Source organism: Vibrio sp. AK197 (assembly GCF_053903115.1).
The window spans coordinates 1675306-1700920 of sequence record NZ_CP096430.1 but is presented as its reverse complement, the minus strand read 5'-3'; the positions used below and the strand labels follow the sequence as shown (position 1 = coordinate 1700920).

Genomic DNA, 25615 nt, shown 5'->3' with positions numbered 1-25615 from the left:
ACGCGCTGCCTTAGAAGTAGAAGCGAGTACCGAATACGATGTTAGTAAAGCTGTCTTCAAGACCATCTTTAGTTACGTTAACGTCGTCGGTTGCGATGTTGTAGTTAACTTCTGCACTTAAGGCAACATTTGGGTTTACGAAGTATTTTAGACCCAGTGCCATTTTGAAGTTAAGTGCGTTGTTGGTACCGTCATCTTTTTCAGAGCCCCAATCGCCATCAAAGCCGTGGCCGCTCTTATAGTCCAATGTTGCGAATTGCGCAGCTGCGCCAACATAAGGGACGAAGTCGGTAGAGTTAGTGAAGTTATACTCAGTAAACGCGCCGAATTCGAAGCGTTTGTTGTGCTCTGACATATTGATGCCAAGGCCACCACCGATTTCCCAATCGTCAGTGATGAAGTAACCGTAAGTAGAGTCTAGAACCAATAGGTAGTCATCAGAGTAGTCCAAGTTTAAGTTACCTTGTACTGACACTTCTTGAGTGCCTTGTTCTAGCATTACCGCTGCTTGAGAGAAAGCAGATACAGAAGCCATTGCTAAGCCTAACGCCAACGTAGTTTTTTTCATTTTAAGTGTCCTTATTTATTTGCAAGAGCCTGAGAGCTCGTGGCAATAAAATAGGACGCAGCCAATATGCAACTGTCAGAATAGTGTTAGCAAACAAAGGCTCAGGAGAATGTCTAATTTTTGCGTATGCTTTACTGTATGTTTAGTGAGAAGAAACCTGATTAATATTAAGGGAATAGAGATGTTCAGCGGAGTTGGCATGAGTGTTGGCGAGCGAATTGTCAGGTAATCACTATATACCGGTGAAAAAATGCGCGCTAAACGGAGTGTGATTTACTTATCAAGTGTACAGCAGTACTCAGCACGCCATAAAAGCTCAGTATTACTTTCGACGGTATTCAGGAGTTGTTCCCCAGACAGTTGCTGAAAAGCAAGCTTAACCGTGGTGTCTTGCTGCTCTCGAGTTTCATACCCTCGAATATGGGTAAAAGTACTGGATAAATTACGCGAGAGAAGTGCAGGGGAGATACAAATGCCAAAAGCGTCACGTTTCATGTTTGTTCCTCAAACCTTAACCGTTGCCATCCATTTTCAGGCGTACCAACTTATTCTGTCTAAATTGTAGAAAAGGCTTGCAGACTTTGCACAACAAAACTTGAGCGCTCACCGTCCTGTTATGACTTAGCTCGCAGCTTGATGTCGGTGGGCTTTCGACGTTTGCCCGCGACAGAATGTGGACGATATTAAGATTTGTATCTAAAGTTTAGCTGGCGTAAGCCAATTTTTAGACTGAACTAGCACAATAATAAAAATTTCTGAAGTTTTTCTGGTTTCCTACGATACATAGAGATAACTGTTTATAAATATAAAGTTTATCAGTAGTATAAATGTAAAGTTGTAACCAGCGTGATGTCATTTTGACGTGATAGGCGCAGAGTTTGCCAAGATTTAGTTACCTGTGATGAGTAAGAGTCGATTATGAGTGTTTCCAGCAGTACCATCCTGACCGAAAGCGGCACCAACGAGTTAGAGATCATTGAATTTCATCTAGAAAAGCGCTTGCCTGATGGCGGTACCAAAACTTGTTACTATGGTATTAACGTCGCGAAAGTGCGCGAGGTTATTCAAGTCCCCGAAACCACGGATTACCCTAACGCACAGCCGCATATGATTGGCGTTTTTTCTTCACGAGACGTCTTAACTCCACTGGTTGACTTAGCTGGTTGGCTCGGTGTTCCTACCCGTGGTGACATCGATAAAAAGTTTGTTATCGTCACTGACTTCAACCGCATGACCAATGGCTTTCTTATCGACAGCATCAGCCGTATACACCGTATTTCTTGGAACGATGTCGAGTCTCCGAGCCAGTTTCTTGAAGCCGGCGAACAAGACTGCGTTGTGGCTGTTGTGCGTAAAGATGGCAACTTGATCATGATTTTAGACTTTGAAAAAATCATCGCGGATATCAACCCAGAACTGAGTATGGAAAAATACGATGTGAAGGTCGATAAAAGCGTCGATCTTAACCAAAAAATGGTGGGTAAACGCAATGCGAAGACCGTGATGGTCGTTGATGATTCCGCGTTTATTCGAAGCCTGATTCAGGACACCTTAAGCTCTGCTGGCTACAATATCATTGCCTGTAAAGATGGTGGCGAAGCACATGATAAACTGATGGAAATCGCCGAAGTGGCGAAGAACGAAAAAATGAACGTGTCAGAGTTGATTAATGCTGTGGTCAGTGATGTTGAAATGCCTCGTATGGATGGCATGCACTTGGTGAAACGCCTGCGCGATACCGATGCATACAATGATACGCCGATTGTCATGTTCTCATCGTTGATGAGTGATGATAACCGACAGAAGGCGCTTTCTTTGGGAGCCAACGATACCATCACTAAACCAGAAATCGGCAAGATGGTTGCGATGATGGATAAATATGTATTTGGCGCTTAAAGCTCATTTCTATTGTTTGATACATAAAGCCCGGCGATTGCTCGGGCTTTTTCATTTTTGGCGAGCCTTGAAGATGTGGGAAACTCGCCAATTTGAGCCATAAAATAGAAAAGTTTCTTGCTCCTGAAAAGGAAACCCGAATAATCAATGGTTAACAGTTGTTAGATAAAGCGGAAAGGTGAATGGAAAGCGTTTTTATTGTTGTCGTCGTTCTGGTGATGTTTTTCTTTATTGTCCAGAAGCGTGTCGCTAAACAGAGCCCGCTGAAAGAGAGCCAATACAAAGTAAAAGGGGCAACGTTAAATAGCAACGAAAGCGTATTCTACAATGCTTTAGTCTCTGCGGTGGGTAATAACGGAGTTGTTATGCCCAAAGTTTTGATGACGCAAATTATTGGCCCGAAAGCCACGGACAAAAAGCAGTGGTTTATCGCCAACAATCGCATCGCTCGCAGCTATTTTGATTACGTTATCTGTGATCCACGAACTTTCGAACCTCGAGTCGTGATTGAGTTAGATAACGGCAAAGAGTTGGATAAAGGCAAAATCGAGCGCCAAAAATTAGTGATACATGTGTGTAAAAGCGCAAATCTACCGCTGATAGGCACTCATATGAAATACAGTTATCAAGTTGGGCGTTTACGTCGTTTGCTCGCCACTCACATCGAACTGATAGAACCTGATAAAGAAGTCCGTTTTTGTAAGCGTTGTGGTAGCCCAATGATCATTAAAGTGGCATCACAAGGGGATTTTAAAGGAAGGAAATTCTTTACATGTAGCCGCCAACCGCATTGTACTTACACCGAAAACTATAACGTGGTGTTTGACGATCTGGACGATGAACTATAGCTAAAAAGGTAGAGGGTTAACCGAAACGAATAATTTGCTCTTGTTGATGATCCTCGAAACAGGACACCATCACTTGGTTTCGACCGTTTTGTTTTGCCCGGTATAACTCGTTATCTGCTTTCTTTAAAACGTCTTCGAGGGAAATTAGCCGATTACATTGGTACACTCCAATACTGGCGGTTAATTTAATGGGCGTTTCCTTATCGTTAAATTCAAACGCTTCTATGGCAGAGCGCAGGTGCTCTGCCTTTTGTTTGGCTTTGTTGGTGCTGACATTGGGAAGCGCGACGCAAAACTCCTCTCCACCAATACGATATACCAAGTTCTCACCGGATAACCCATCAATCAGACTGGCTGTTTGCACCAAGACTTTGTCGCCTGTCGGATGGCCAAAGCGATCATTAATGGATTTAAAAAAGTCCAAGTCTAAAATCAAAAGTGCCATTGGTTGCTGGTCAACCTGAGTACGATAGGTTTCGAAGTTATGCATTAGCGCATGACGGTTATAAACCCCCGTAAGCGCATCTCTTGATGCCAGTTCTCCCAATGAATTTTCTGAATAGTCGCGTTTTTCTTCCAAAATATGGACAACCGCCCAAATACACGCGAAGCACAGGTAGAAGTTCACCAGAAACGCGCTGCCTTCAAAGTTCACTAGGTGGTGGAGTTTATAAGTAATGGTTATGCTTTCGACCACGAGGGCTATTGCCGTTGAAATCACGCCATAACTTTTACCAAGAACCAAATAGAACATCACGGGAAATAAGCAGCTCCATATAAAGAAGCCATCACTCAACGGAGTGGTTAATGTACCAACGATCACTAACGTGATGATGGCATAGGTATAGAGGTTAGCCACGATAAAGCTATAACGAGAATTACGAATTCGGACATAAACCCAAACGGATAAAAGGCAAAAAATAAGGTCAACAGTGGCGGGGAAGTAGTATCCGTAAGAGAAGTTAAAACTAGCCAATAGCAAAGAAACCAGTGCGAGTAACACACTGAGTCTAAACAAAATCAGAGTCCTGATCTGTTTAGAGGGATTAAACAAGTCAATGTCCATGTTTATCGAATCCTTTCGATGCTAAGTTGATATGCTAAATAGTGAATATGTTAAAATTCATAATAATACTTTAGTGCTAGCGATCAATCATATTTTGAACGAATGTCGCGTTGGCGTATGCTGTATTGTTGTAAACATGGTCACTGTCACGGATCTAGATCACGGTTTTTTTAGTGCTCGCTATCCGGTTATAACTTTTAAACTTATCAACAGCAAGGTGTAAGCGGGTCATTTTACAGATATTGGGAATAAAAAATAGTCAAACAGGTGATAAGTGCATCAAACAGCATTAAAAAGCCAAATTTCCACTTGCACCGAAAAACAACACTGGGTAATATCCTCCCCGTTCAAAGAGAATGCGTCCGTAGCTCAGTTGGTTAGAGCACCACCTTGACATGGTGGGGGTCGGTGATTCGAGTTCACTCGGACGCACCATTCTTGCTTGAATGATGATTCAGTTGAACACAAAATTTGGGTCCGTAGCTCAGTTGGTTAGAGTACTACCTTGACATGGTAGGGGTCGGCGATTCGAGTTCGCCCGGACCCACCAAATTAAACAAAAAAGCCCGCTTTTAAGCGGGCTTTTTGTGTTTAGCCTTTCAAAATTATTTCGTACTCTCGTTGACTCATGAACTCAATTTTCAACTTTCGGAGTTTATTTGATGTAAACATCGGTCAACGCGTAGGCCTATACCAATGTTTACGGCGAAACGTTTGGTTTATAGGAATAGAAAGCCGTGCCCTTAAGTGTACGCTCGGTTGATCTCTGGATCCAAAATCCATTCAGCGCTGTCGTTAAGAACGCCCATTCTTCCATTGACCGTATAAGTAGCCAATAGACAGCATCTAAACGGTACATGTTGTAGAAAATAAAAGAGAAACCCCAAAGCCTCATCGAGAGGCTTTGGGTTAATCAGAGGATGCTAGATTCTTAATTGGCACCAACGGCGGTGATTTCCTCAGCCGGAGGAATTTCAGAGCGACGTACTTCAACCAAATCCTGCGATAACTGCAGTGTGCGACTGGTCGCCAACAAAATTTCTTGGTTTAAATCTGGGTTCTCATCCAATGATTTGCCATACGATGGAATCATCTGCTTAATTTTTTGCTGCCATTGGGCTGATGCCATCTGTTCGGTAAAGCAACGCTCAAGAAGGTTCAACATAATAGATGCTGATACCGATGCTCCAGGGGAGGCTCCTAGCAAAGCGGACAAACTGCCATCATTGGCGTGAACTAATTCAGAACCAAGATGTAACTCGCCACCTCGCCCAGGGATGTTTTTAATGATTTGTACGCGCTGGCCGGCTTGGAGAAGTGTCCAATCATCTGGGGTAGCTTGCGGGTAAAACTCGCGTAATGCCTTCATTCGATCATCATTGGACTGCAGCAATTGACCAACTAAGTATTTGATAAGATCAAAGCTTTTCAATCCGACTTGAGTCATTGGCAGTAAGTTAGACGGGGAGACCGAAGCAAAAAGATCAAGCAAAGAGCCCTGCTTTAAAAATTTACTTGAGAAACTCGCGAAGGGGCCAAATAACAATACTTCCTTGCCGTTGATAATCCGAGTGTCCATATGGGGCACTGACATGGGAGGCGCGCCGACAGGGGCTTTACCATACACTTTGGCTTGGTGAGCTTTTACGATATTAGGGTTCTCTGTGACCAAGAATTGCCCACCTACAGGAAACCCGCCATAGCTTTTTGCTTCTGGAATACCGGATTTCTGTAGTAACGTTAAGGAAGCGCCGCCAGCTCCAATAAACACATATTTAGCGACTACGTTACGCTCAGTATGGCGAGTAAGATCAGTCACCGTCATTTGCCATGTGCCGTCGGAGCGTTGTTTTAATGACCGAACCTCATGTTGCAAATGAAGAGAAAAGTGGCGGTTAGAACTGAGAATATCGATTAATTGGCGGGTGAGGGCACCGAAATTAACGTCCGTACCAAAGCGCGAACGTGTCGCTGCTACAGGCTGTTTTGGATCGCGTCCTTCCATAAGTAGTGGCGCCCAAGACTTGAGTTGTTCTCTATCTTCCGAATACACCATACCTTCAAAAAGTGGTTTTGAATTCAATAATTCAAACCGTTTACGTAAAAAATTAACGTTCTTTTCGCCGGCTACAAAACTCATGTGTGGAACGCTATTGATAAACGTACTTGGATCTTGGATTAATCCACTGTCTACGAGGTAGGCCCAAAACTGACGCGAAAGCTGAAACTGCTCATATATATCAACAGCTTTACCAAACTTTACTTCGCCATCTGCCGTTTCTGGCGTGTAATTGGATTCTGCAAGTGATGAGTGGCCTGTTCCAGCATTATTCCAGCCGTTTGAGCTTTCTTGTGCGACGTCATCGAGGCGCTCAAACATTTCGATGCGCCAATTCGGCTCTAATTGCTGAATGAAGGTGCCGAGCGTTGCGCTCATTATACCTCCGCCAATTAGTACAACATCAACCAGTTCACTTTCTCGTTTTTCGTTAGGCTGGTTGAATCCATTTTGACCAGATACCTTTTTCATGGGACTGAAATCTCTCTTAATCTATAAGCAGTTTTAAGTATTTTGTTCGCGTTATATTCGTCACTGTTCCTGTGTGACCGAACTCTATTTTTATCGCTTGTTATGTCCGTTGGCCGGATTAGCTTTTACATCGCGAACAAGGATAGAGCAGTTCTATCAGTAATAAAACTACCAAAATGAAACAAAAATTACACATTTTTGTTTGTCTTAAAAATGATTGGATGGGTAAGTCAGGGCGCTGACTATTCTCGATAAGGTGTGATATATGTATCGCTATTTTTTGAAACGTGTTTTTATTTTCTGATCAATATGCCAATTAACTCGTGATTTAAACGTCAAAGGTTGCGTGTTTTCGCTTGTGTGATTGTCGGGTTGTCACGTGCAACGTTCCTAATTGGCTCTTAAATTATGAAAATTAACTACAGTATTACGCCAATGATATGTGATACGTTTTCCTCTCTGACTTGCATCCCGATTATAATCACAGTCTTTGGTACCAGCCTATGAGGTCTCATCGTAAACTTATTGGTTAATAACATGGTGTGACGTTAAAGCTTGCCTATCAATAACTTCAGGAAAATTATGATTTAAACCCTACATTTATTAATGATAAATAAATGCAAAGATCATGTTTTTTACATAATAGATTATGCCTAACAGCGGTCAGTTTTGTAGTTTTCACTCTAAGTATTTAGTTGGTTTTTGTTTATTTTTATTCTGGAAATTATCTACATTTCATATAGTTGCTTGATGCTGGCCTGGGGTGGAGCACAGTTTACTGAATATTTTTCTACGCTTGAGGAGATCAAATACAGAATAGGGATTAATTCAATGAAACCAGCACTCGTCGCATTGGCAGTGGGAGTGACAATATTGTCTCCGTATCGCTCCGTGGCTGCGGACCCAAAGCCCGCATCAAAGACAACGGTTGAGATCAATAATCAAGTCAAACAGACATTACCCTTTAGTGATAAGAAGGATTTCGAGGAAGCACAGAGGGGGTTGATTGCTGAGCAAGATACAGTAACCATCAAAAATGAACAAGGTGACATTGTGTGGGACTTAGAAGCCTACAAACAATATATCGATGTCACTAAAGCGGCACCGGATACCGTGAACCCGAGCTTATGGCGTAACGCTCAACTGAATATGATGAATGGCTTGTTTGAAGTAACGGAGGGTATATATCAAGTACGGGGTTACGATCTTAGTAATATCACTTTTATTCAAGGCGACACGGGATGGATTGTTTTTGACCCATTAATCTCTCAAGAAACGGCAAAAGCGGCCTTGGACTTTATAAATGAACAACTTGGTGAGCGGCCAGTTGTTGCGGTAGTTTACAGTCATAGCCATATTGACCACTTTGGTGGCGTACGGGGTATTGTCGATGAAGAAGATGTGAAGTCCGGAAAAGTAAAAATTATCGCATCGCACGGTTTCACGGAGCATGCGGTATCTGAAAACGTCATTGCAGGAAATGCTATGGGGCGCAGAGCCATTTATATGTATGGTGCGTTGTTACCGCGTAACCAGTACGGTGGCGTTAATGGTGGGTTAGGGCAAACTACATCGACTGGGTTAGCTACGCTAATCAAACCAACCGATACCATTGAGAAAACCGGAGATGAACGAACTATCGACGGTGTAAAAATGGTATTCCAATACACACCTGGTACTGAGGCGCCGACAGAGATCAACACTTGGTTTCCCGATAAAAAAGCATTGTGGATGGCAGAAAATACCACCAATACAATGCATAACATTCTTACATTGCGCGGTGCGCAAGTCCGAGATGCTTTGAAATGGGCGAGCTATTTACAACAAACCATTGAGATGTGGGGCGATCAAGTTCAAGTTAAATTTCAAAGTCACCACTGGCCTAAGTGGGGCAATCAAGACATTGTCGACTATTTCAAAACACAACGCGATATGTATAAGTATACGCACGATCAAACCGTTCGTCTCATGAATCAAGGTTATATTGGTTCGGAAATATCAGAGATGATTCATTTCCCTGACGAAATTGAAAATAGCTGGAGTTCACGAGGTTATTACGGAACCTTACGTCATAACAGCCGCGCGGTGTATCAGCGCTATATGGGTTGGTACGATGGCAATCCTTCTGATTTGAACAATCTGCCACCGGAAAGCGCCGCGAAAAAATACGTCGAATACATGGGTGGAGAGAAAGCGGCGATAGAAAAAGCCAAAGCGGATTTCGAGACTGGTCATTATCGTTGGGTAGCAGAAGTACTGAAACATGTGGTGTTTGCCAACCCCGAGAGTCAGCAAGGGAAACAGCTTTTGGCTGACACCTATGAACAACTTGGATATCAAGCGGAGTCGGGACCTTGGCGTTCGGTATACCTTCAAGGTGCGTATGAACTGAGAAACGGGACACCTTCCGCCGGTGGGACCAACACAGCTTCACCAGATATTATCAAAAACATGCCACCTGAGATGCTGTTTGATTACCTTGCCGTGCGGATTTTACCGGAAAAAGCAGCTGGTAAAGCATTTGCTATCAACTTAAATTTCACGGACCTTGATGAAAAATACACGCTCTACCTTGAACACTCAGTATTGAATCATACTCGCAAGCAAACCGATGACCCTGATGTCTCGCTAACCTTAACAAAAGGCATTTTAGATGAGGTACAGCTAGGTAATGTGACACTGGAAAAAGCCATCGCTGATGGTGATATCGATTTAAGTGGAGATAAAGAGGTATTTAAAGACTTTGTCGGCATGCTCGATAGCTTTAACTTCTGGTTTAACATTGTGACGCCATAGGTAGGTGACTATGTCTTATAAACTCAGTATGTTACTGAGCCTCCTGATTGCGAGCCCAGCGAGTTGGGCTTGCTCTTACGATGGTCAGTTCAGCAATCCATTTGCTGAGAGTTATCCAGGGGCATTAGATGTCGCAATTGCAACGCAACAAGCGGTGAAAAATGACGTCATCATACCCACGAAAGTTTTAACTGGAACCAATGGCTTGAGACGCGTGACTTGGTGGCTGAAAGTATGGGGCGATTCTTCACCGCCGATTCCAAGTAACAGTTATATCTACTTAGTGGATAGCCAACTTTGGGCGCAATACAAACAAGGGAAGGCAATTGCTGTTCACGTTGCTCCCCCTAAAGGAGACGTTACGGTTGTTCAACTCACGGAAACAACGCTTCACAGCCTGATCTCAGAAACTTTAACCTTTGAACATGCCTTGGATATTGGTTTGATTTTACGCACGTGAGCCTAAAGGCAAATTTGAGCTTCTACGTTTTTAGCTTAAGACAAGAGTGGTCTATGGTATCGCCAACGCAATGGTTTGTTGGTTTAAGTCGCCCTTGAGCGTATGGAACATATTGACCGCTTGCATTGAACGTGAGCGGTTTGCCCATGATTCCCGGCGGTTAAAGTCGCGCATGGTTTTCGCATAATCAATCGGTATGCCTTTCTCGATTAATTCCACATGCAGGTGTGGCCCGGTTGTTCGCCCAGTATTGCCTGAAAGAGCAATGATGTCGCCAGCAGCCACATAATCGCCGCGTTTCACCTTACTTTTCTTCAAATGCATATAGCGAGACAAGACACCATTGCCGTGTTTAATCGTAATGTAGTTGCCAGCGTAATGGTCGTGTCTTGACACTAATACTTTACCGGGCGCGACTGCCAATACTGGCGTGCCAACAGGTGTGGCGTAATCGGTACCATAGTGAGGGGTTATTCGGTTCGTGACTGGGTGACGGCGATTCAAGCTAAACGAAGAGCTAATCCGGTAATGGTGTTTAAACGGCATTTGCAGGCGACTTAAACTATTAAACTGAAATCCATCTTGATCATAGATTTGATTATCGTTGCCGCGGTAAGCATAAAACTCTTTATCGCTATTTTTATAATAGAAGGCACGAACAAAGCGCTCCTTTTTTTTATCCATATCTGTTTTAAACGCGAATTGACCACCTTTTGAAGCTTGATTTAATACATTGAAGTGATCGGTCGTTAGATCTAATAGAGACTTTACTTCTGTCGGTGTAACTCCTGTATCTAACACAGAGCTGACAAAAGAGTATTCAACGGTGCCTGTAAAAACAGTAGGAATTTTTTTGACGGTTTTTGGCTCAGATAAAGACTCGCTTACTTGAGGTTCTGATGACGACCAAAAGTAACTTGCACTTGTAATTGAAGAGGTTACCAGCACGAATAGACACAATGCTGACAAAAATACTGACTTTGGCATGATATATATAACTGACGATTAATATTAGAATTCATTGTGCTTGGGATGTTTTATTCTATTATTTTTTAAAATATTGTACATCCCAGTTAATATCAAAGTCATAGTTTAACTAGATTAATGTTTAATTAAACTATCCCACCTAAACTCCCAATAGGCATTATGACTATTTGGGCTTTCTTTATGCGTAAAATAGTCGTTTTTTTGCCAGATTGAGATTTTTATTTTCGAGCATATAATCGGCGAAAAGTTTTTTTTACGTCATCATCATGCCCATAAAATACAATAAATCATCTTTCTATTCCGCTCTGGCTAGTTTATTTATATTAACGTCTTGTGGTGGAGGCGGCGGAGGCGATAGCTCTCCGCCATCTCGTGCTACCGGAAGTATTTCTGGTTACGTTTATGATGCACCGATATCTGGTGCAGAAGTGAGTGTATGGGAATACGACAATGGTAACCTAGGGTCACTATTAGCGCGAACCAAAACCAATGCCTTTGGTGAATACTCCGTATCTATTGATTCTTCCTCACGCCCATTATTGATCACCGCTCAGGGCGGTGCGTATCAAGACCCGATAACCGGCGCAACAGTAGCAGAAAGCGATGGTAATACCCTGCGTTTTGATAGTGTGATTAACTATTCAGAAGGTGATGATGAAAGCCTGATGGTTACTCCGCTTAGTTACCTTGCTGCGGGATTAGCTGAATATCAAATCGCCCAAGGGGTGGACGATAGTAAAGCGGTCAGCGACGCGCTGGAAACGGTCAATACGATGTATGGTTTTGACGTGAATGGCACCACGCCGATTGATATTACCCGCGGTGGTCAAAGCAGTTATGCGACGAGCGGCCACCAGTATGGCGCACTGTTGCTTGCATACTCTTCGCTTGCCAAGGATCTTATTGATACCCATGGCGATACCGAAAATGTGTATACGTCAGCAAACTTAGCTTACCTTCAGCACCAAGATATCATTGCCGATGGTTTGCTAGATGGTGAAGCCATCAATGCTGCAAACGGTTTACCAATGGCGCTTTCTTATGGGCAAGTTCGCGTCAGCAGTGACTTATACACCAATACGCTTGCGCAGCACGTACTGATCGTGGTCAACGACCCGGCATTGAATATTTCCGGTACGGTAGCATCAGATTACGAGACGTTCAGTAAGAAAATCAATGCATTAGGTGGAGAAGGGGATGATGGCGTTATTCCTGCTCGTGATGAAGTCACGATTGATGAACTGCCTCCTACCGCCACTCGCACCGATTCTGATACCTTGGCCGATATTGATCAAATGGATGTCACGATTAGTGATGACATCGGTGTCGATGACGTTGAAGCCTACCTTCAGTATCAATTGGATGGTGTGTGGTCTGAACTTGAACCGTGTGAGTTGACGGATGCAGCGCCGGTTGGTTACTGCGGATTAGATTTAACGGATTTTGAGCGTGGCGTTCGCGAAACCCAGGTTCATGTGACCATTGATACCACCCAAGTGGATCATGTGTCTCTTGATGAGGATGAATTAACGAACGTCACCGCGGCGCGAGTTGTCCTTTATACCAGTGACGTACTGGGCAATGCGTTAACTGTGTATGAAGATCAAGGCATCGAAATTCCATTTAGCTGGGATAACCAAGCACCAGTTATTGATGTTACTTCGGCCAGCACCATCAACAATACTCTCACTGAGTATGTACTGCGCGCAACTGTAAAAGAAGCGGCAGAAGACATTACGTCTGTGACCGTGTCATTTAATGGTGGTACTGATGACGCCGCCGATTGCACACCTGTGATTTCACAAATCGGCAGTACCTGTGAATTCAGTAAACCCTATCCAACAGAAGATTTTACATCGAATACGCTGTTTACGATTAAAGCGACTGACAGTGAAGGTAACGTTGGGACGTATACTCATAGCGTCAGCCGCGATGATACCGCGCCTACTCAAACCATCACTTTTCCACAAAACACCACGTTTCCTTTTATCGATGCATCAGACGGTGAGAATCGCTCAGAAATTCAAGGTGAATATAACGAGTCCACTTATAGCGCAGACACGGTAATTGGCGCAGACCGATACTTAAAAATCGATTACAGCTATGGTGCCAATGGAATTGCTTCGACGATTGATGATGTCGATATGGCGAACTTTAACGTCAATTTGCTTAATCAAAATAACATTCCTTACCTTCGCGTGGTGGTGAGTGACCCAAGCGGTGAGTCAGTCATTGGTTCCTCTGCCGAGGATCTCAAATTAGTCGTCGATTACTATGTCAGTGAAAATAATGACGGTGACTATACGCTTAAAAATTCAACTTCAACTGTGGCATCAACCGATGAGGTGGTGAGTAAAATTCCGCATGAGACCATAGAGCGAGACGACGATGGCTCAGTGAATCGCGTGATTTATTATATTCCTTACAGCCGCGATATCTTTGGTCCCGACTTTACATCGGTATCGGAAGACAGCAGTCAACGTTTGGTTATCTATACCGAAGATGAATCTGGCAACGAAAGCCCTCATGAAAACGTGTATTTTAGAAGTACCTTTGATTTACCAACGATTACCGTTGTTACCCCATTTATCAATGCCCGTGCTCAACTTGAAGGGCTCAGTGCCAACGGCTCATTTACCTCTCTCGCGAGTTGTAGCACAGTGCAACAAAACGAGTCTATTGGTGTTTTGGCCTATGACGTCGCGTCGTGTGACCTCACGACCGATGTGGTCAACTATGACTTTATGCGGGTTCGCTTAATCAGCACGGACAACAGCAATACTTACTACTATCAATGGCAAGATAATGACAGCAACCGCGCGAGTGTGGATTTAAGCAATGCCAATTTTGGCGCTTATTTTGAACTTGATGGCTCACAAACTTTCTACATTACTGAACTTTCAGTCTATCAAACCGGATTGTTTGATTACTTGTGGGATCAAGTTGGAAGTGGCGACAAAACCAACGCGAAAGCGGTGGATACGCTGAATAAAGTCAATTCCGCCGTGTTCGGTACTAACAGCAGTGCCTTTTTTAGCTTTGATCCGGCAAGCACGCCTTACGCCACCAATCAATTATTAAGAGAACAGTCGATTCCGTCGAATCCTGGTGACGAGTACCAACACCGTTTTCTTGCTGAATCGATTGCGACCATGGCAGAAGACACGCCGCGAAATACCTCAGCCAATTTTGCAACGTCTTTCTACAGTGATTTCAGTTACGACGGCAAAGCCAATGGCATCGGTATTGATGGCGTAAATTTATCGCTTGATGGCTACCAACTTAGCGCAGATACCTATCGCACTGATTTGGCGAAAATTTATTTCGATAAAGTGACTGTTGATTACGATGTTGCCTCTTACCTAGCTCAGTTATACGCCGATGATATTTCTAAGGCGAATCCAATGCTCAATGGGAGCGGTGTGTTCGACTTTGAAGGTGAAAGTATTGATAAAACGCCACCAGAACCAACGGTGACGATTGCATCTGGTCGAACTTACGAAACGGTAAATAATCGAATTTATATTGCAGGCAGTATTAACGCTCAAGTGGCGATTGAAGATCCATCGGGCATTGTTGCCAGCGGTGAATATGCGCCTGATTTCGTGCCATATTGGTATGATTCGATCAATGAAAAACGTTTAGCAAATGTATCGATCAATCAAGACGCAAGCAGCAGTACCAATTATAAAAAGGTGTATAACTTTACCCTTGATTCTCAATCGGCTGCCTTGCCTGATATTGTCGAATTTGCATTAAACATCAGTGCAATGGATAACAACGGCGAGTCATACGGCTACAATGGTGAGTTTGCTTATGTTCAGTCGTTTTATGTTGATAATGACTACCCAGTCGCGACATACCAACCCCCACTGAACATCGATGGCGACACGTTGTCAGAGGACACCTATCTTAATACCAATAATGTCCATGAACTGACGTTTAATATTCAAGATGAAGTCGGGGATAAACTCGAGTCTCGTGGTTTGGTGTTCTACAAACCGACCGGTGAACGCGCTTCATACAGCTATGAGAAGTTCTCAAGCAATGGTGAAACCACCTTTAAAGTACGTTTGTGTAACGAGAGTGCGTGTGAGAACGGCGAGCAGTCTATTAACCCTGGTGATGGTGATTGGCTCGTCGTCGTCAGCGCGGAAGATAACCTAGGTAACTCGGTTTCTCAGGTTACCAGTAATGCGCCGCGTTTTAATATTCATATTGATTCTGAGCCACCAGTGGTGAATGGCCAAGCGATTGAAACCCGTTTGGGCGGTAATGAACGCTGGACGCCGGATATTGAGTGGGGCAATCTCGCTCCCGGCAGTGAAGTGAAGATAAGCCTACGTCGTGGCTCAGGGCAAACCGTTGAGTTAACGAAGTGCGACCCTGAATCTGAGGTTTGTGATCAGCCTTATTTAGTTGGCGATCAGCCGGATGTAGCGGTGCAATTGGTCGCGGACGCATTTGATTATGATGCGACTAACATCTTTTCAGTGACGGCAAAAGATAGTGCTTACCCTGCCAATGAAAGTGGCACAGGCACCTTTAGCTTTAAAGTTGATAACCAAGGACCAACCATTGCCTTTGATTCTCCTTGGGCCAAAGATTCCGTTTCTGGTGAAAGTTATCTGTTAGGCCGTGCATTTTCTGTCAACTTAGCTTCTACCTTGGACGACTCCGGCGTCGAGCAAGTTGCGCTTTATCAAGTGGGTTATGATACGCCGCTTAAGGTGATTCGCCCAACGGATGCCAGTAACCCATTTTCAATGTCATTGACCAGCTCCGATACCGACAAAATTCAGCTTGAAGAGGGTAATTTACGAACCGACCTAGTGGTTAAAGCGACCGACATCTACGGCTTTGTTTCTGAGTCAAACTCTCGTGAGGTCATGATTGATCGAGAGGGCCCAACCATTTCACTCAATGGATTTAGTGATCAAGATTACTATCTAAGCTCTTACGATTTTGACGTGATTGCACGTGACTTGTTTGAAACGGGCGGCTCGTCAGCCATCTCTTCCACGCAAGGGGTGCAAGACAACATGCAGTATTGGATGTACACCGATACGCCGCCATTAGATGGTGTCGCGGGTATTAATATCGGCGAAGACAAAGTCATAAGCTTAACTGGGCTAACCAATGGACAGCACACGTTGAGAATTGAGGCGACCGATAATCGGGGTAATTCCAAACAGCAAGAGTTCTCGGTTAACGTGAATAACGCTCGCCCGACCATCAGTGGCTATAAAATGACGTACGCCGATGGATCCGATATTGGTCAGGCGATCACGCGTGATGACGACATTTTGATTACCATGGATATTGATGACGTCAGTGGTGTGGATTCGATTGAAGCAACCTATCGTTACCTTGGTGAAGTCTCTTCAGAAGCCAGTAGCTTTAATTTTGTCGAGCAACAAGATGGCAGCTGGCAAGCGCGTCTTTCTGCTTCGCAGCTGGAGCTTGATGGTAGCTATAACATTGAAATTCGCGTGTATAACCAGACTCGTTATACCGACGCCAGTGCTCGTCAGCCCGGCGTACAGAACGCGACCATTAGTGTCCAGCGTCAAGGTGTTGAGCTGTCTATTGCTAGCCCGAGCAACTTCCAAAGCTATATTGCTAATAATAATTTAAGTGTGGTGTTCAATGTGGAAGGCGAAGTCGCGCCATCGACGATCGAATGTTGGGTTCGTGAAAATCACACCGCAGGAGACGTACCAGCGGACAACTCGTATGCGTACTCCGGCGTGATTCACGTTTCGCAGCCACCTTATGGGTGTGATGTGACAACCGATCGCAATATGAGTGACAACGTCACTCTAGTGGCTCGCGTAACAGGGACCAATGGTAAAGAATCCACTAGCTTGTTTAACTTCAATATGATGGATATTGATGCGCCGGTCGTGGATGATGGCAGTGCGTACAGTTTTACTGGCGAAAACATCTATAAGAACAGCGACGGCCAAAAAATGTTGAGCTTTGGTCTTGCGTTTAGTGATGTACTCTCCGGTGTTTACACCGACGAAAACAATACCGTGCCAACACTGACTAAAGTTAACGGCAATGTGGCGTTCACACCGGAAACTTGTACGACGCCAACCAACAGTTCGGTGACAACCTGTACGTATACGCAATTGTACGATTCATTGATTGATGGCTTGAGTACCCAGCAAAACTTCCAAATCAGTAACCTGCGTGATATTGCAGGTAATACGGCTGAAACGCAGAATATTGAGTTGGTGATTCCAACGGGCAGCCTAGATGTGGACATTACGGATCCAGCCACAGGAAGCATCATTAGTGACAGTGACAATGTTGGCTTGCGCTTGAACTTAGCGTTTAGAGTGAAAGTGTACGAAAACTCACGTATTGATGATATTACGGTGCGCGTCGGTAATACCGATTACTCTCAATCACAAAATTCGAATCTGTTCAGTACGGCTGAGCGCTGTGATGATGATTCGGATTACAACTGCTTTACCTTTAGCAATGATTTATCCGAAGAGCTTGATGGCACATCTGTACGAGTCCGTGTTACCGCGCAAGGCGTTTGGGGCAAAACCGCTACTGATTCGATCAACCTGCAAATTGACAACACCGCGCCAACCATTGGTGACGACGTAACGGTTTCGCCGTCTTCAGAAAATCAAGGTAAGGTACGTTTCCGTTTCGATATCGACGACAGTGGCAGCGGTATTGAAACAGTCAGTTATAGCTCATTCAGTCCGGAGTTTACGTTCAATAAACAGCAGGATGTCAATAACACCGCAAGCTACATTGAACTGGATGCCGAACAGCTTGAAGGGATGGATAGCTTACGTGTCAATATCACAGCAACCGACTTAGCGGGATTATCCACCACAAAAACCATCGTCGTGGATACGTCTCGCCCTCAAGTTACGCTAACGCTGGATAGCGATGTATCAATGGTCAACAGTGCGCTGCTGTTCTCTGATTCAATTCAGAACTTTATTCTAAGTGCCAATAATTCAGCCGCCATTGAAGCACAAACCTATACGGTGAGTTTAGAATCGGATGAAATGAGTAACATCGTTGAGTCTGGCAGTTTTAATGGGGGAACCTCCGCGAACGGTTCTTTCACTTTAAACACGGACAGCCAAGCGATTTATCATCTCAAAATTACGGTAACAGACACAATCGGCCGTGAGACTCAAGGTTATCTTTACAGTGGCGACGAGGTTGATAGCCGTGGCTTAAGCGCGATCGTCGATTTCAGTCAACCAACAGTCTCGAATGTCGCGGCGGTTCAAGCATCAGCTGTGCCACAAGATGGCAAATATGAAGTCACGGTTTCTGCGACAGTCAGCGATGCTAACCTGAGCAATGTCACGCCAACGCTGACCAATAGTCGCGGTGAAACATTCTCCGTTCAGCAAGCAGAATTGCCGCAAGATGGTGAAAGCCAATTGTATGTGTATCACTACCTCGTGGAGGCAGGGTCTTACACCGCCAGCATTTTGGCAACGGATGCGGCAAACAAAACCGCATCGGCTTCATCATCAGTCGCGGTTGCCGAATCATCGGTGCCAACACTGAATATCACCACTAGTCAATCAGGGACATTATCGGCGGGCGAAGAAGTTGAGTTGTCGTTTGTGTTCTCTGAACAAGTAGAAGGTTTCGATATTTCTGATGTGCATTTGAGTGCAAGTGATACCAGTAAAGTCGGCTCTTTACTATCGGCAACCTGGAATACCGCCGATAACACCCGTTTTACGGTCACGTATCAAGCGCCTCAAGATATCGAGCAAGATGTTCAAATTTCCGTTGAAGCCGGAAGCTATCAAAGCATCAACACCATTGAAGGTGAGGGGGATAGCTTAACGCTTAATGTAGATGGTATTTTGCCAACTCTCGATGGGTTAACGTTTACGCCGAGTTACCAAAAAATTGGTGAGAACGTAACGTTGCAATTGACGTTTAATAAAGCGGTGGCGTCGCCAGAGGTTAGCCTTGGGGATACCAGCATCAATTCGCTGACGTCAAATGGCGACAGAACCCAATGGACAGGTCAAGTTCGCGTGCCAAGTACCAGCAGCAACCAGCTACAAGTCTCAGTTAGTAATTATCGTGATGATGTGGGCAATGTGGGAGCGGAGAATACCCAATACAGCCTAGCGATCACGCCTAGTATTGGCTTAAATTCATTGCCTGATGTGAATTCACAAAATGTCTCAGCGGTGAGTGTGTCAGGAACATCGACGCGTTTTAATGCTAATGACAGCCTAGACCTTGTGTTCTCTGATGGAAACGACCAAGTTACCGCTAAAGCAACGGTAAGCGACGGCGGGAATTGGTCAACGCAAGCTGACTTATCAGGCTTGAAAGATGGCACGATCACTGTGACCGTCAATGGTATCAATGCACTTGGAGCGGTCGCGGATGAAGTCGCCTCGAGCCTTGAGTTAGAACAAACGCTACCAGAGCTAAGCAGTGCGTCTATGTCACTGGCGATGGCCAGTGAAGGTGATGAAGTCACCATTACTGCAAACTTTGATAAAGCGGTGAGCGAGCCAAGCGCATCAACCCTTGGTGGCAATAACATTAGCTGGACAAGCCAAAGCGGTGAAAGCGCCACATGGACGGGCAGCTATATTGTGCCGAGCCTGAATAGTGATGTTCAGGAGCTTGAACTCATCATTGCAGGCTTTAGCGATGAAGCGGGCAACAGTGGTTCATCGACAGTCGCCACGCAGAAGCTGCTGATCACACCAATGATTACGTTGAATGACGTCAGTGATGCGAACAGCAGCAATGCCGGGGCGGTGATCATTTCCGGTACCAGCAGCCGCTTTATCGAAGGCGAGACGTTAAGCGTTAAAGTCAGTCATGGCAGTCAAGAGATTGAGGAATCCGTCAGTGTGGATGCCAGCGGCAGTTGGACAGCCAGTGTCAATGTTGAAAGCTTTAGCGATGGTACTGTAAACGTTACGGTGAGTGGCACGAATCAAGTTGGCGCGATAGCAGAGCGCGCAACAGGCAGCTTTACCTTGGAACAAACGCGCCCAGCGCTAACTAGTGCGTCTATGTCACCGGCGATGGTCAGTGAAGGTGATGAAGTCACCATTACTGCTAACTTTGACAAAGCAGTGAGCGAGCCAAGTGCATCAACCCTTGGTGGCAATAACATTAGCTGGACGAGCCAAAGCGGCGAAAGTGCTACATGGACGGGCAGCTACATTGTGCCGAGCATGAATAGCGATGTTCAGGAGCTTGAACTTACCATTGCTGGCTTTAGCGATGAAGCAGGCAACAGTGGTGAATCGACAGTCGCGTCGCAAAAGCTGCTGATCACACCAACGATTACGTTGAATGACGTCAGTGATGCGAACAGCAGCAATGCCGGGGCGGTGATCATTTCCGGTACCAGTAGCCGCTTTATCGAAGGCGAGAGGTTAAGCGTTAAAGTCAGTGATGGCAGTCAAGAGATTGAGGAATCCGTCAGTGTGGATGCCAGCGGCAGTTGGACAGCCAGTGTCAATGTCGAAAGCTTTAGCGATGGCACTGTAAACGTTACGGTGAGTGGTACGAACCAAGCTGGCGCGATAGCAGAGAGCGCAACAGGCAGCTTTACATTGGAACAAACCAGCCCGGAACTAAGCAGCGCGTCTATGTCACCGGCAATGGCCAGTGAAGGTGATGAAGTCACCATCACTGCAAACTTTGACAAAGCAGTGAGCGAGCCAAGTACATCAACCCTTGGTGGTAACAGTATTAGCTGGACGAGCCAAAGCGGTGAAAGCGCCACATGGACGGGCAGCTATATTGTACCGAGCTTGGGTAGCGATGTTCAGGATCTTGAACTCATCATTGCTGGCTTTAGCGATGAAGCAGGCAACAGTGGGTCATCGACAGTCGCGTCGCAAAAACTACTGATCACACCAACAATTACGTTGAATGACGTCAGTGATGTGAACAGCAGCAATGCCAGCGCAGTGACCATTTCCGGTACTAGCACCCGCTTTAGCCAAGGTGATACGTTAAATGTCAAAGTCAGCAATGGCAGCCAAAGCGAAGACTTCACTGCCAACGTGGAAGATAACGGCAGTTGGGCGGTCGTTGCCCATGTAGAAAACTTTAGTGATGGCACAGTGACCATCACCGTAAGCGGTAGTAACCACGTTGAAGCAACTGCAGAAAACGTCACCGGTAGCTTTGAACTAAAACAAACTAAGCCGACACTGAATGACGCAAATACCACTATTTCACCGCAAAGTGCTAGCGAAGGTGAAATAGTGACCGTCAATGTAACCTTCAGAGAAGCAGTGAGTGCCCCGACAGGTTCAATGTTAGGCAGCGAAACTATTGCATGGCAAAACCTTGGCGGCGAAAGCTCTCAGTGGCAAGGTACAATTACGGTTTCAAATCTCGATAGTCAAAGTGACGAGTTAAGTTTACAAATTGCAGGCTATAGTGATGCGTTTGGTAACCAAGGTGAAGATGTGACGTCGACGAAAACCTTGTTAATCACGCCGACGCCGAGCATTACGATTAACGCGCCAAGCGATATAACCGATGATGCAAGTTCGGTTGAAATAAGTGGTACTAGCCTTCATTTTGACGAAGGTATCACTGTTAACGTAGTCGCGACAGATGTGAATAACGCTGAGGTGTCTGGCGAGGCACAAATTCAAAGTGATGGAACTTGGAGTGTCTCTTTAGATTTGAGCGAACTGGCTGACGATACAATTAACATCAGCGTTGATGGTGTGAACCAATCGGGCTTAAGTGCTCAAGATTCCCAGAGCTTTAATAAAAACTCGAGTGGAGAGGAGATAACCATGAATCCAACTTTTGAAATAAACACAGACCGAGATAAAAATAAACATAGAGACTGGCAGTTAGCTGCATAGGAAAAGGCGAGCAATAGCTCGCCTTTTTTGTGTTTAAAATAAATTTTGGGATCAATGTATCATTTTTTAATATTTAATATCGGTGCTATTTCTTTAGTGATAGAGCAAATGATTAGTTTAATAGTGCTAATCACTAACTGCTCCGACTAACTTAATATTATGGGGCATGAATAGTGTTATAAAGCCTGTTTCTACCTGGGTATATGTCAGATTGCGATTCCAATCGATTAATATATAGTGCACCCACTCGCTCCAGTACGGGGTGACGTCCTGCTTGGGTAACGGCATGTTACCTAACCCTTTGGTAACTATATGATTACTGAACCGAATTGATTCGAAGACGAGAACGTATTTAGTTACATTGAGTGGGAGTGAAAACTCCCACTTCTTTTTCTTTTCAAGCTCACTTCTATTATTTATTACCGTATATAGCTAGGTATATTCACTATCCATAAAGAGATCATTCTTTGGTTGATGCAATTAATTTTTGCCAGTAGAATCCATTTACCAAATCGAATATCTAAGCCTTATCAGCTTAAAATCACCGCAGCCATAAATTTACCAATATTGGTTGTGGAGACGTTACATGCATTTAGTTTGCAAATTTATACCGGGCTCTAAGTTAACGGAAAATGAGCTCCAATTTGTCCTTACACCTGATGAGTGTATAGGGCAGCTTTCGCGTATGCGAAAATTATCAGACGTATTAAGTCAGCTTCCTAAATCTCTTTCTGAACAGTTGGCGCCCTCTGCAAAAAAAGACCTTCACAGCCTTTTTATTGCCATTAAAAATCAACTTAGCAGTGCGCAGTGGGTGGCAACATCGCCGCTTAATCGAAAAGCGCCGATCTCACAAGCTCAGCTCAAAGCCACGCCCAAATTCGCAGCTTTAATCGAAAGTGTTTCCGGTTCACAAACCGGCCAAGTGCATAAAGCCGCTTATCAAATGGTGACGGATGATGTGCCGTTGCCACGTGTCATGACGTACACGCCAGTGACGCCATCGCCTGATCATAAAATTGTGGTGGAATTTGCTGGTCAGTGGCCAAGCAACGCGGCGTGCTTAATGCTCGGTAAAACAGAAGCGCAAAAAGAAAAAGTCACGGTCAGCCGAGTTGACCATGATCATAAACACCGCAGCTTAGCGACGTTTAAAGACCTAGAGAACGAACCAAAAACGCTCTACATCCGCATTCCATGCCCAGGTCAGCCAACACCCATTTTGCTTAAACTGGCAGACGATTTAACTCCCGTCGATAAAGACACCAAAATGGATGAGTGGGATAACGTGCTGGTGCCGGTTAGGCCGCTTGCCTACCTCGACAGCAGTTTGGATAAAGCCAAGGCCTCTGAGCTTCAAGGCGGCTACTTATACGTATTTTGGAACAACAAACTTTGGCGTGAATTGGAAATTACCGAAAAAGGCTATTACCAAGACATTGACGTTGAGTATTACCGTCAACTTGAAGCAGAAGAGCAGCAAAAAGAGCAGCCACGAAATATTCCACGAGTGGCAGACGGATTTGCCATGCCACATATTTGGATGCCTTACAAAATCGCCGGAGAAGTGCAACAGCAAGAGACTGGCTTAAAGCTGGTGTTCTCACCCAAACAAAAGCGCTTTAGTCAAATTGAGGCGCTGGAATCAGATACTGATAAACTCGCTGCTGCCAGCACACCGCTAGATGAACTAACCGTTTACAGCGATTCGCAAATCTTTTCTGCCCAAGAACATACCTCGGATGTGGTCAGCGCGACTGTTCACGCCGTTACCGAAGACGATATGCCATGGTTAAGCGCTCAGCAAACCGTGGTGCGCAGTTTTGATAACAGCAACACCGTGGTGGCGTATGTTGATGGTAAAAACAGCGGCTTTATGGTGCGGGTGGAAGTGAATCAAAACGAAGGTGAACTTGAAGATTCCGATTATCAGAATTTGATAGCCATTATGGAAGATACCCAAAGTGATTGGAAGGTCAGCGAAGCGTTCGGTCTTGAAGTAAAAAATGGCTATATCGAAGCGCTAATTAGCGGCTTACCTGCCGATGGTAAATTCAACCTGTTTTTGGCCAACAGCCAAGGCAGCGATAGCCTATTTCCAGTATTTAGTGAATTAACCTATGACCAAGTCATCAAAGAACCAGAGCCGTTTGATTCTGCTGCTGAATGTGAAGAGTGCGAAATCGACGAGCAATTACAACAAATGCAAGTAGCAGAAAACCAACTGCTGGATTCAATGAAACAACTTATTTTTGGCTAGAACTATGAATAAAAAAGTCCTTACTTCAGCTGCGGTTGCAGCAGTGGTCGTTATCGGTGCTGGCACAGCCTATTGGAATTCCAAGCCTAGATCAGCTCCAGAAATACAAGAAAGAATCGATAGAATTGTTAAGAGCAGAGAATGGAATATATTTGGGAATGGAAAGCAGCGCATTCCTTCTTGGGATATCACTATCGAATTACCTAAAAACATTACCTTAGAAAAGTGGGATACAGTACATAGCCAACCTCAAGTGATGTTTAATTACGGGCGAGATGGCACGATTTATACCATGAATATAAACGGGTCAGATATGCGTCTACTGCTGGATCGTGAGGAGTTAGGGAAACTGCCGACGGGCTATAATGTTCGCTCTCCGAATGGCCGATATTTATCCACGCACTATTCGTTTAATTTAGATAGAACTCCCTGCCTTATCTATGATTTAAAAGACCGTAAGATTGTGGCTAAGATGCGCACTTGTTGGGATGGCACCTTTAGTCAGGATAGTCGCTCTTACTATTATTCTGATACCAGTCCCATCCATAATCAGCCACGTAAAATTGACCTTGCAACAGGTGCTGAATCTAATGTGTTGCCTGAGAAATTTACCATAGACGGTGAACTTTATTATCCCGAAGTTGACACTCAAACGTTTATGATTAATGACGAGTTGAATCTATTAATTTGGTCAGGCTCTAAAACTAATCCCGCCGGTGAGATTATTAAACGAGTACAAGCGGGGTTTGATTTAGATACTTTAAAAATAAAAGAGGTTAAAAATTACTTAGATCCTGCCTGTCAAGACCAATTTGATTATAACCCCAATCAAAACTACTTTATTTGTGGTGATAATATGAGCCGTGAAAATTACGTGTTCTCTAAAGCGAATCCCAATAAACAGATAGTAAATGCACCTATCCGAAATGTTATAAAACAGGGAGCCTGGTACTTCAAAGAAAATTCTGGTAATTACGGTAATACTTTGCTGCGTTATCGCCAGCCCAATGAAGCTGGAATGTTCGATAAAATCACATATTATTATGACTTACAGTTAGGTAGTAAAGACGATTATAAGAGCCTTAATCACTTGAACCTGTTTATTTCTCAACATCTAGCACAACAGTTTGACCAAGTGGATCTAGGCAGTTTTTTCCCGCCAATTCCGACTCAAGAGCAATACGACGAATCCTATCAACGTCAATTAAAATCGCGTCAGGAGGGAAAATAATATGCCCGCATCGCATAATCAGCGCCAGCTGTATTTAATGGGGCGCCTTTATGGTCGTAAGGGTCAGCCCGCTAGCCGTTATTTTCCACTGCCGTT

Annotated in this window: 12 protein-coding genes and 2 tRNA genes; 9 read left to right on the top strand and 5 right to left on the bottom strand. The window is 44.5% G+C overall.

The window, feature by feature from the left end:
* Positions 1 to 10 precede the first annotated feature (10 nt).
* The gene (locus M1D72_RS15025; RefSeq protein ID WP_456295699.1) at positions 11 to 568 is read right to left on the bottom strand and encodes an outer membrane beta-barrel protein; all 558 of its coding nucleotides are present in this window, start codon (positions 566 to 568) and stop codon (positions 11 to 13) included.
* Positions 569 to 841: 273 nt separating this feature from the next.
* Positions 842 to 1063, bottom strand: a complete 222-nt coding sequence (locus tag M1D72_RS15020) for a hypothetical protein (RefSeq protein WP_390189792.1) — start codon at positions 1061 to 1063, stop codon at positions 842 to 844.
* A 423-nt stretch (positions 1064 to 1486) separates the two neighbouring features.
* Between M1D72_RS15020 and M1D72_RS15015 the strand changes: the two genes are divergently transcribed.
* Positions 1487 to 2464, top strand: coding sequence for a chemotaxis protein (locus M1D72_RS15015; protein WP_456295698.1), 978 nt, complete (start codon positions 1487 to 1489; stop codon positions 2462 to 2464).
* 182 nt (positions 2465 to 2646) lie between these two features.
* Positions 2647 to 3312, top strand: coding sequence for a DUF2726 domain-containing protein (locus M1D72_RS15010; protein ID WP_390189794.1), 666 nt, complete (start codon positions 2647 to 2649; stop codon positions 3310 to 3312).
* Positions 3313 to 3328: 16 nt separating this feature from the next.
* On the opposite strand, the gene M1D72_RS15005 is transcribed toward M1D72_RS15010, so the two are convergent.
* Complete coding sequence (locus tag M1D72_RS15005) at positions 3329 to 4378, bottom strand: GGDEF domain-containing protein (protein WP_456295697.1); 1050 nt, start codon at positions 4376 to 4378, stop codon at positions 3329 to 3331.
* 358 nt (positions 4379 to 4736) lie between these two features.
* Between M1D72_RS15005 and M1D72_RS15000 the strand changes: the two genes are divergently transcribed.
* Positions 4737 to 4813: transfer RNA gene (locus M1D72_RS15000), tRNA-Val, on the top strand.
* Positions 4814 to 4851: 38 nt separating this feature from the next.
* Positions 4852 to 4928: transfer RNA gene (locus M1D72_RS14995), tRNA-Val, on the top strand.
* 381 nt (positions 4929 to 5309) lie between these two features.
* On the opposite strand, the gene mqo is transcribed toward M1D72_RS14995, so the two are convergent.
* The gene (gene mqo, locus M1D72_RS14990; RefSeq protein ID WP_456295696.1) at positions 5310 to 6908 is read right to left on the bottom strand and encodes a malate dehydrogenase (quinone); all 1599 of its coding nucleotides are present in this window, start codon (positions 6906 to 6908) and stop codon (positions 5310 to 5312) included.
* An 831-nt stretch (positions 6909 to 7739) separates the two neighbouring features.
* Here mqo and M1D72_RS14985 point away from each other — a divergent pair.
* The gene (locus M1D72_RS14985) at positions 7740 to 9704 is read left to right on the top strand and encodes an alkyl/aryl-sulfatase (RefSeq protein ID WP_390189799.1); all 1965 of its coding nucleotides are present in this window, start codon (positions 7740 to 7742) and stop codon (positions 9702 to 9704) included.
* 10 nt (positions 9705 to 9714) lie between these two features.
* The gene (locus tag M1D72_RS14980) at positions 9715 to 10164 is read left to right on the top strand and encodes a hypothetical protein (RefSeq protein ID WP_456295695.1); all 450 of its coding nucleotides are present in this window, start codon (positions 9715 to 9717) and stop codon (positions 10162 to 10164) included.
* Between the two features lie 51 nt (positions 10165 to 10215).
* Here M1D72_RS14980 and M1D72_RS14975 read toward each other — a convergent pair whose 3' ends face one another.
* Positions 10216 to 11151, bottom strand: coding sequence for a peptidoglycan DD-metalloendopeptidase family protein (locus M1D72_RS14975; protein WP_456295694.1), 936 nt, complete (start codon positions 11149 to 11151; stop codon positions 10216 to 10218).
* Positions 11152 to 11417: 266 nt separating this feature from the next.
* Between M1D72_RS14975 and M1D72_RS14970 the strand changes: the two genes are divergently transcribed.
* From M1D72_RS14970 to M1D72_RS14960, 3 genes are all read left to right on the top strand, one after another.
* Positions 11418 to 22028 carry a tandem large repeat gene (locus M1D72_RS14970; protein WP_456295693.1) on the top strand — a complete coding sequence of 3537 codons (10611 nt, stop codon included), beginning with the start codon at positions 11418 to 11420 and terminating at the stop codon, positions 22026 to 22028.
* 586 nt (positions 22029 to 22614) lie between these two features.
* Positions 22615 to 24288, top strand: coding sequence for a hypothetical protein (locus tag M1D72_RS14965; RefSeq protein ID WP_456295692.1), 1674 nt, complete (start codon positions 22615 to 22617; stop codon positions 24286 to 24288).
* Positions 24289 to 24292: 4 nt separating this feature from the next.
* Positions 24293 to 25519 (top strand): hypothetical protein, encoded by a 1227-nt coding sequence (locus tag M1D72_RS14960; protein WP_456295691.1) that lies wholly within the window; start codon positions 24293 to 24295, stop codon positions 25517 to 25519.
* Positions 25520 to 25615 lie beyond the last annotated feature (96 nt).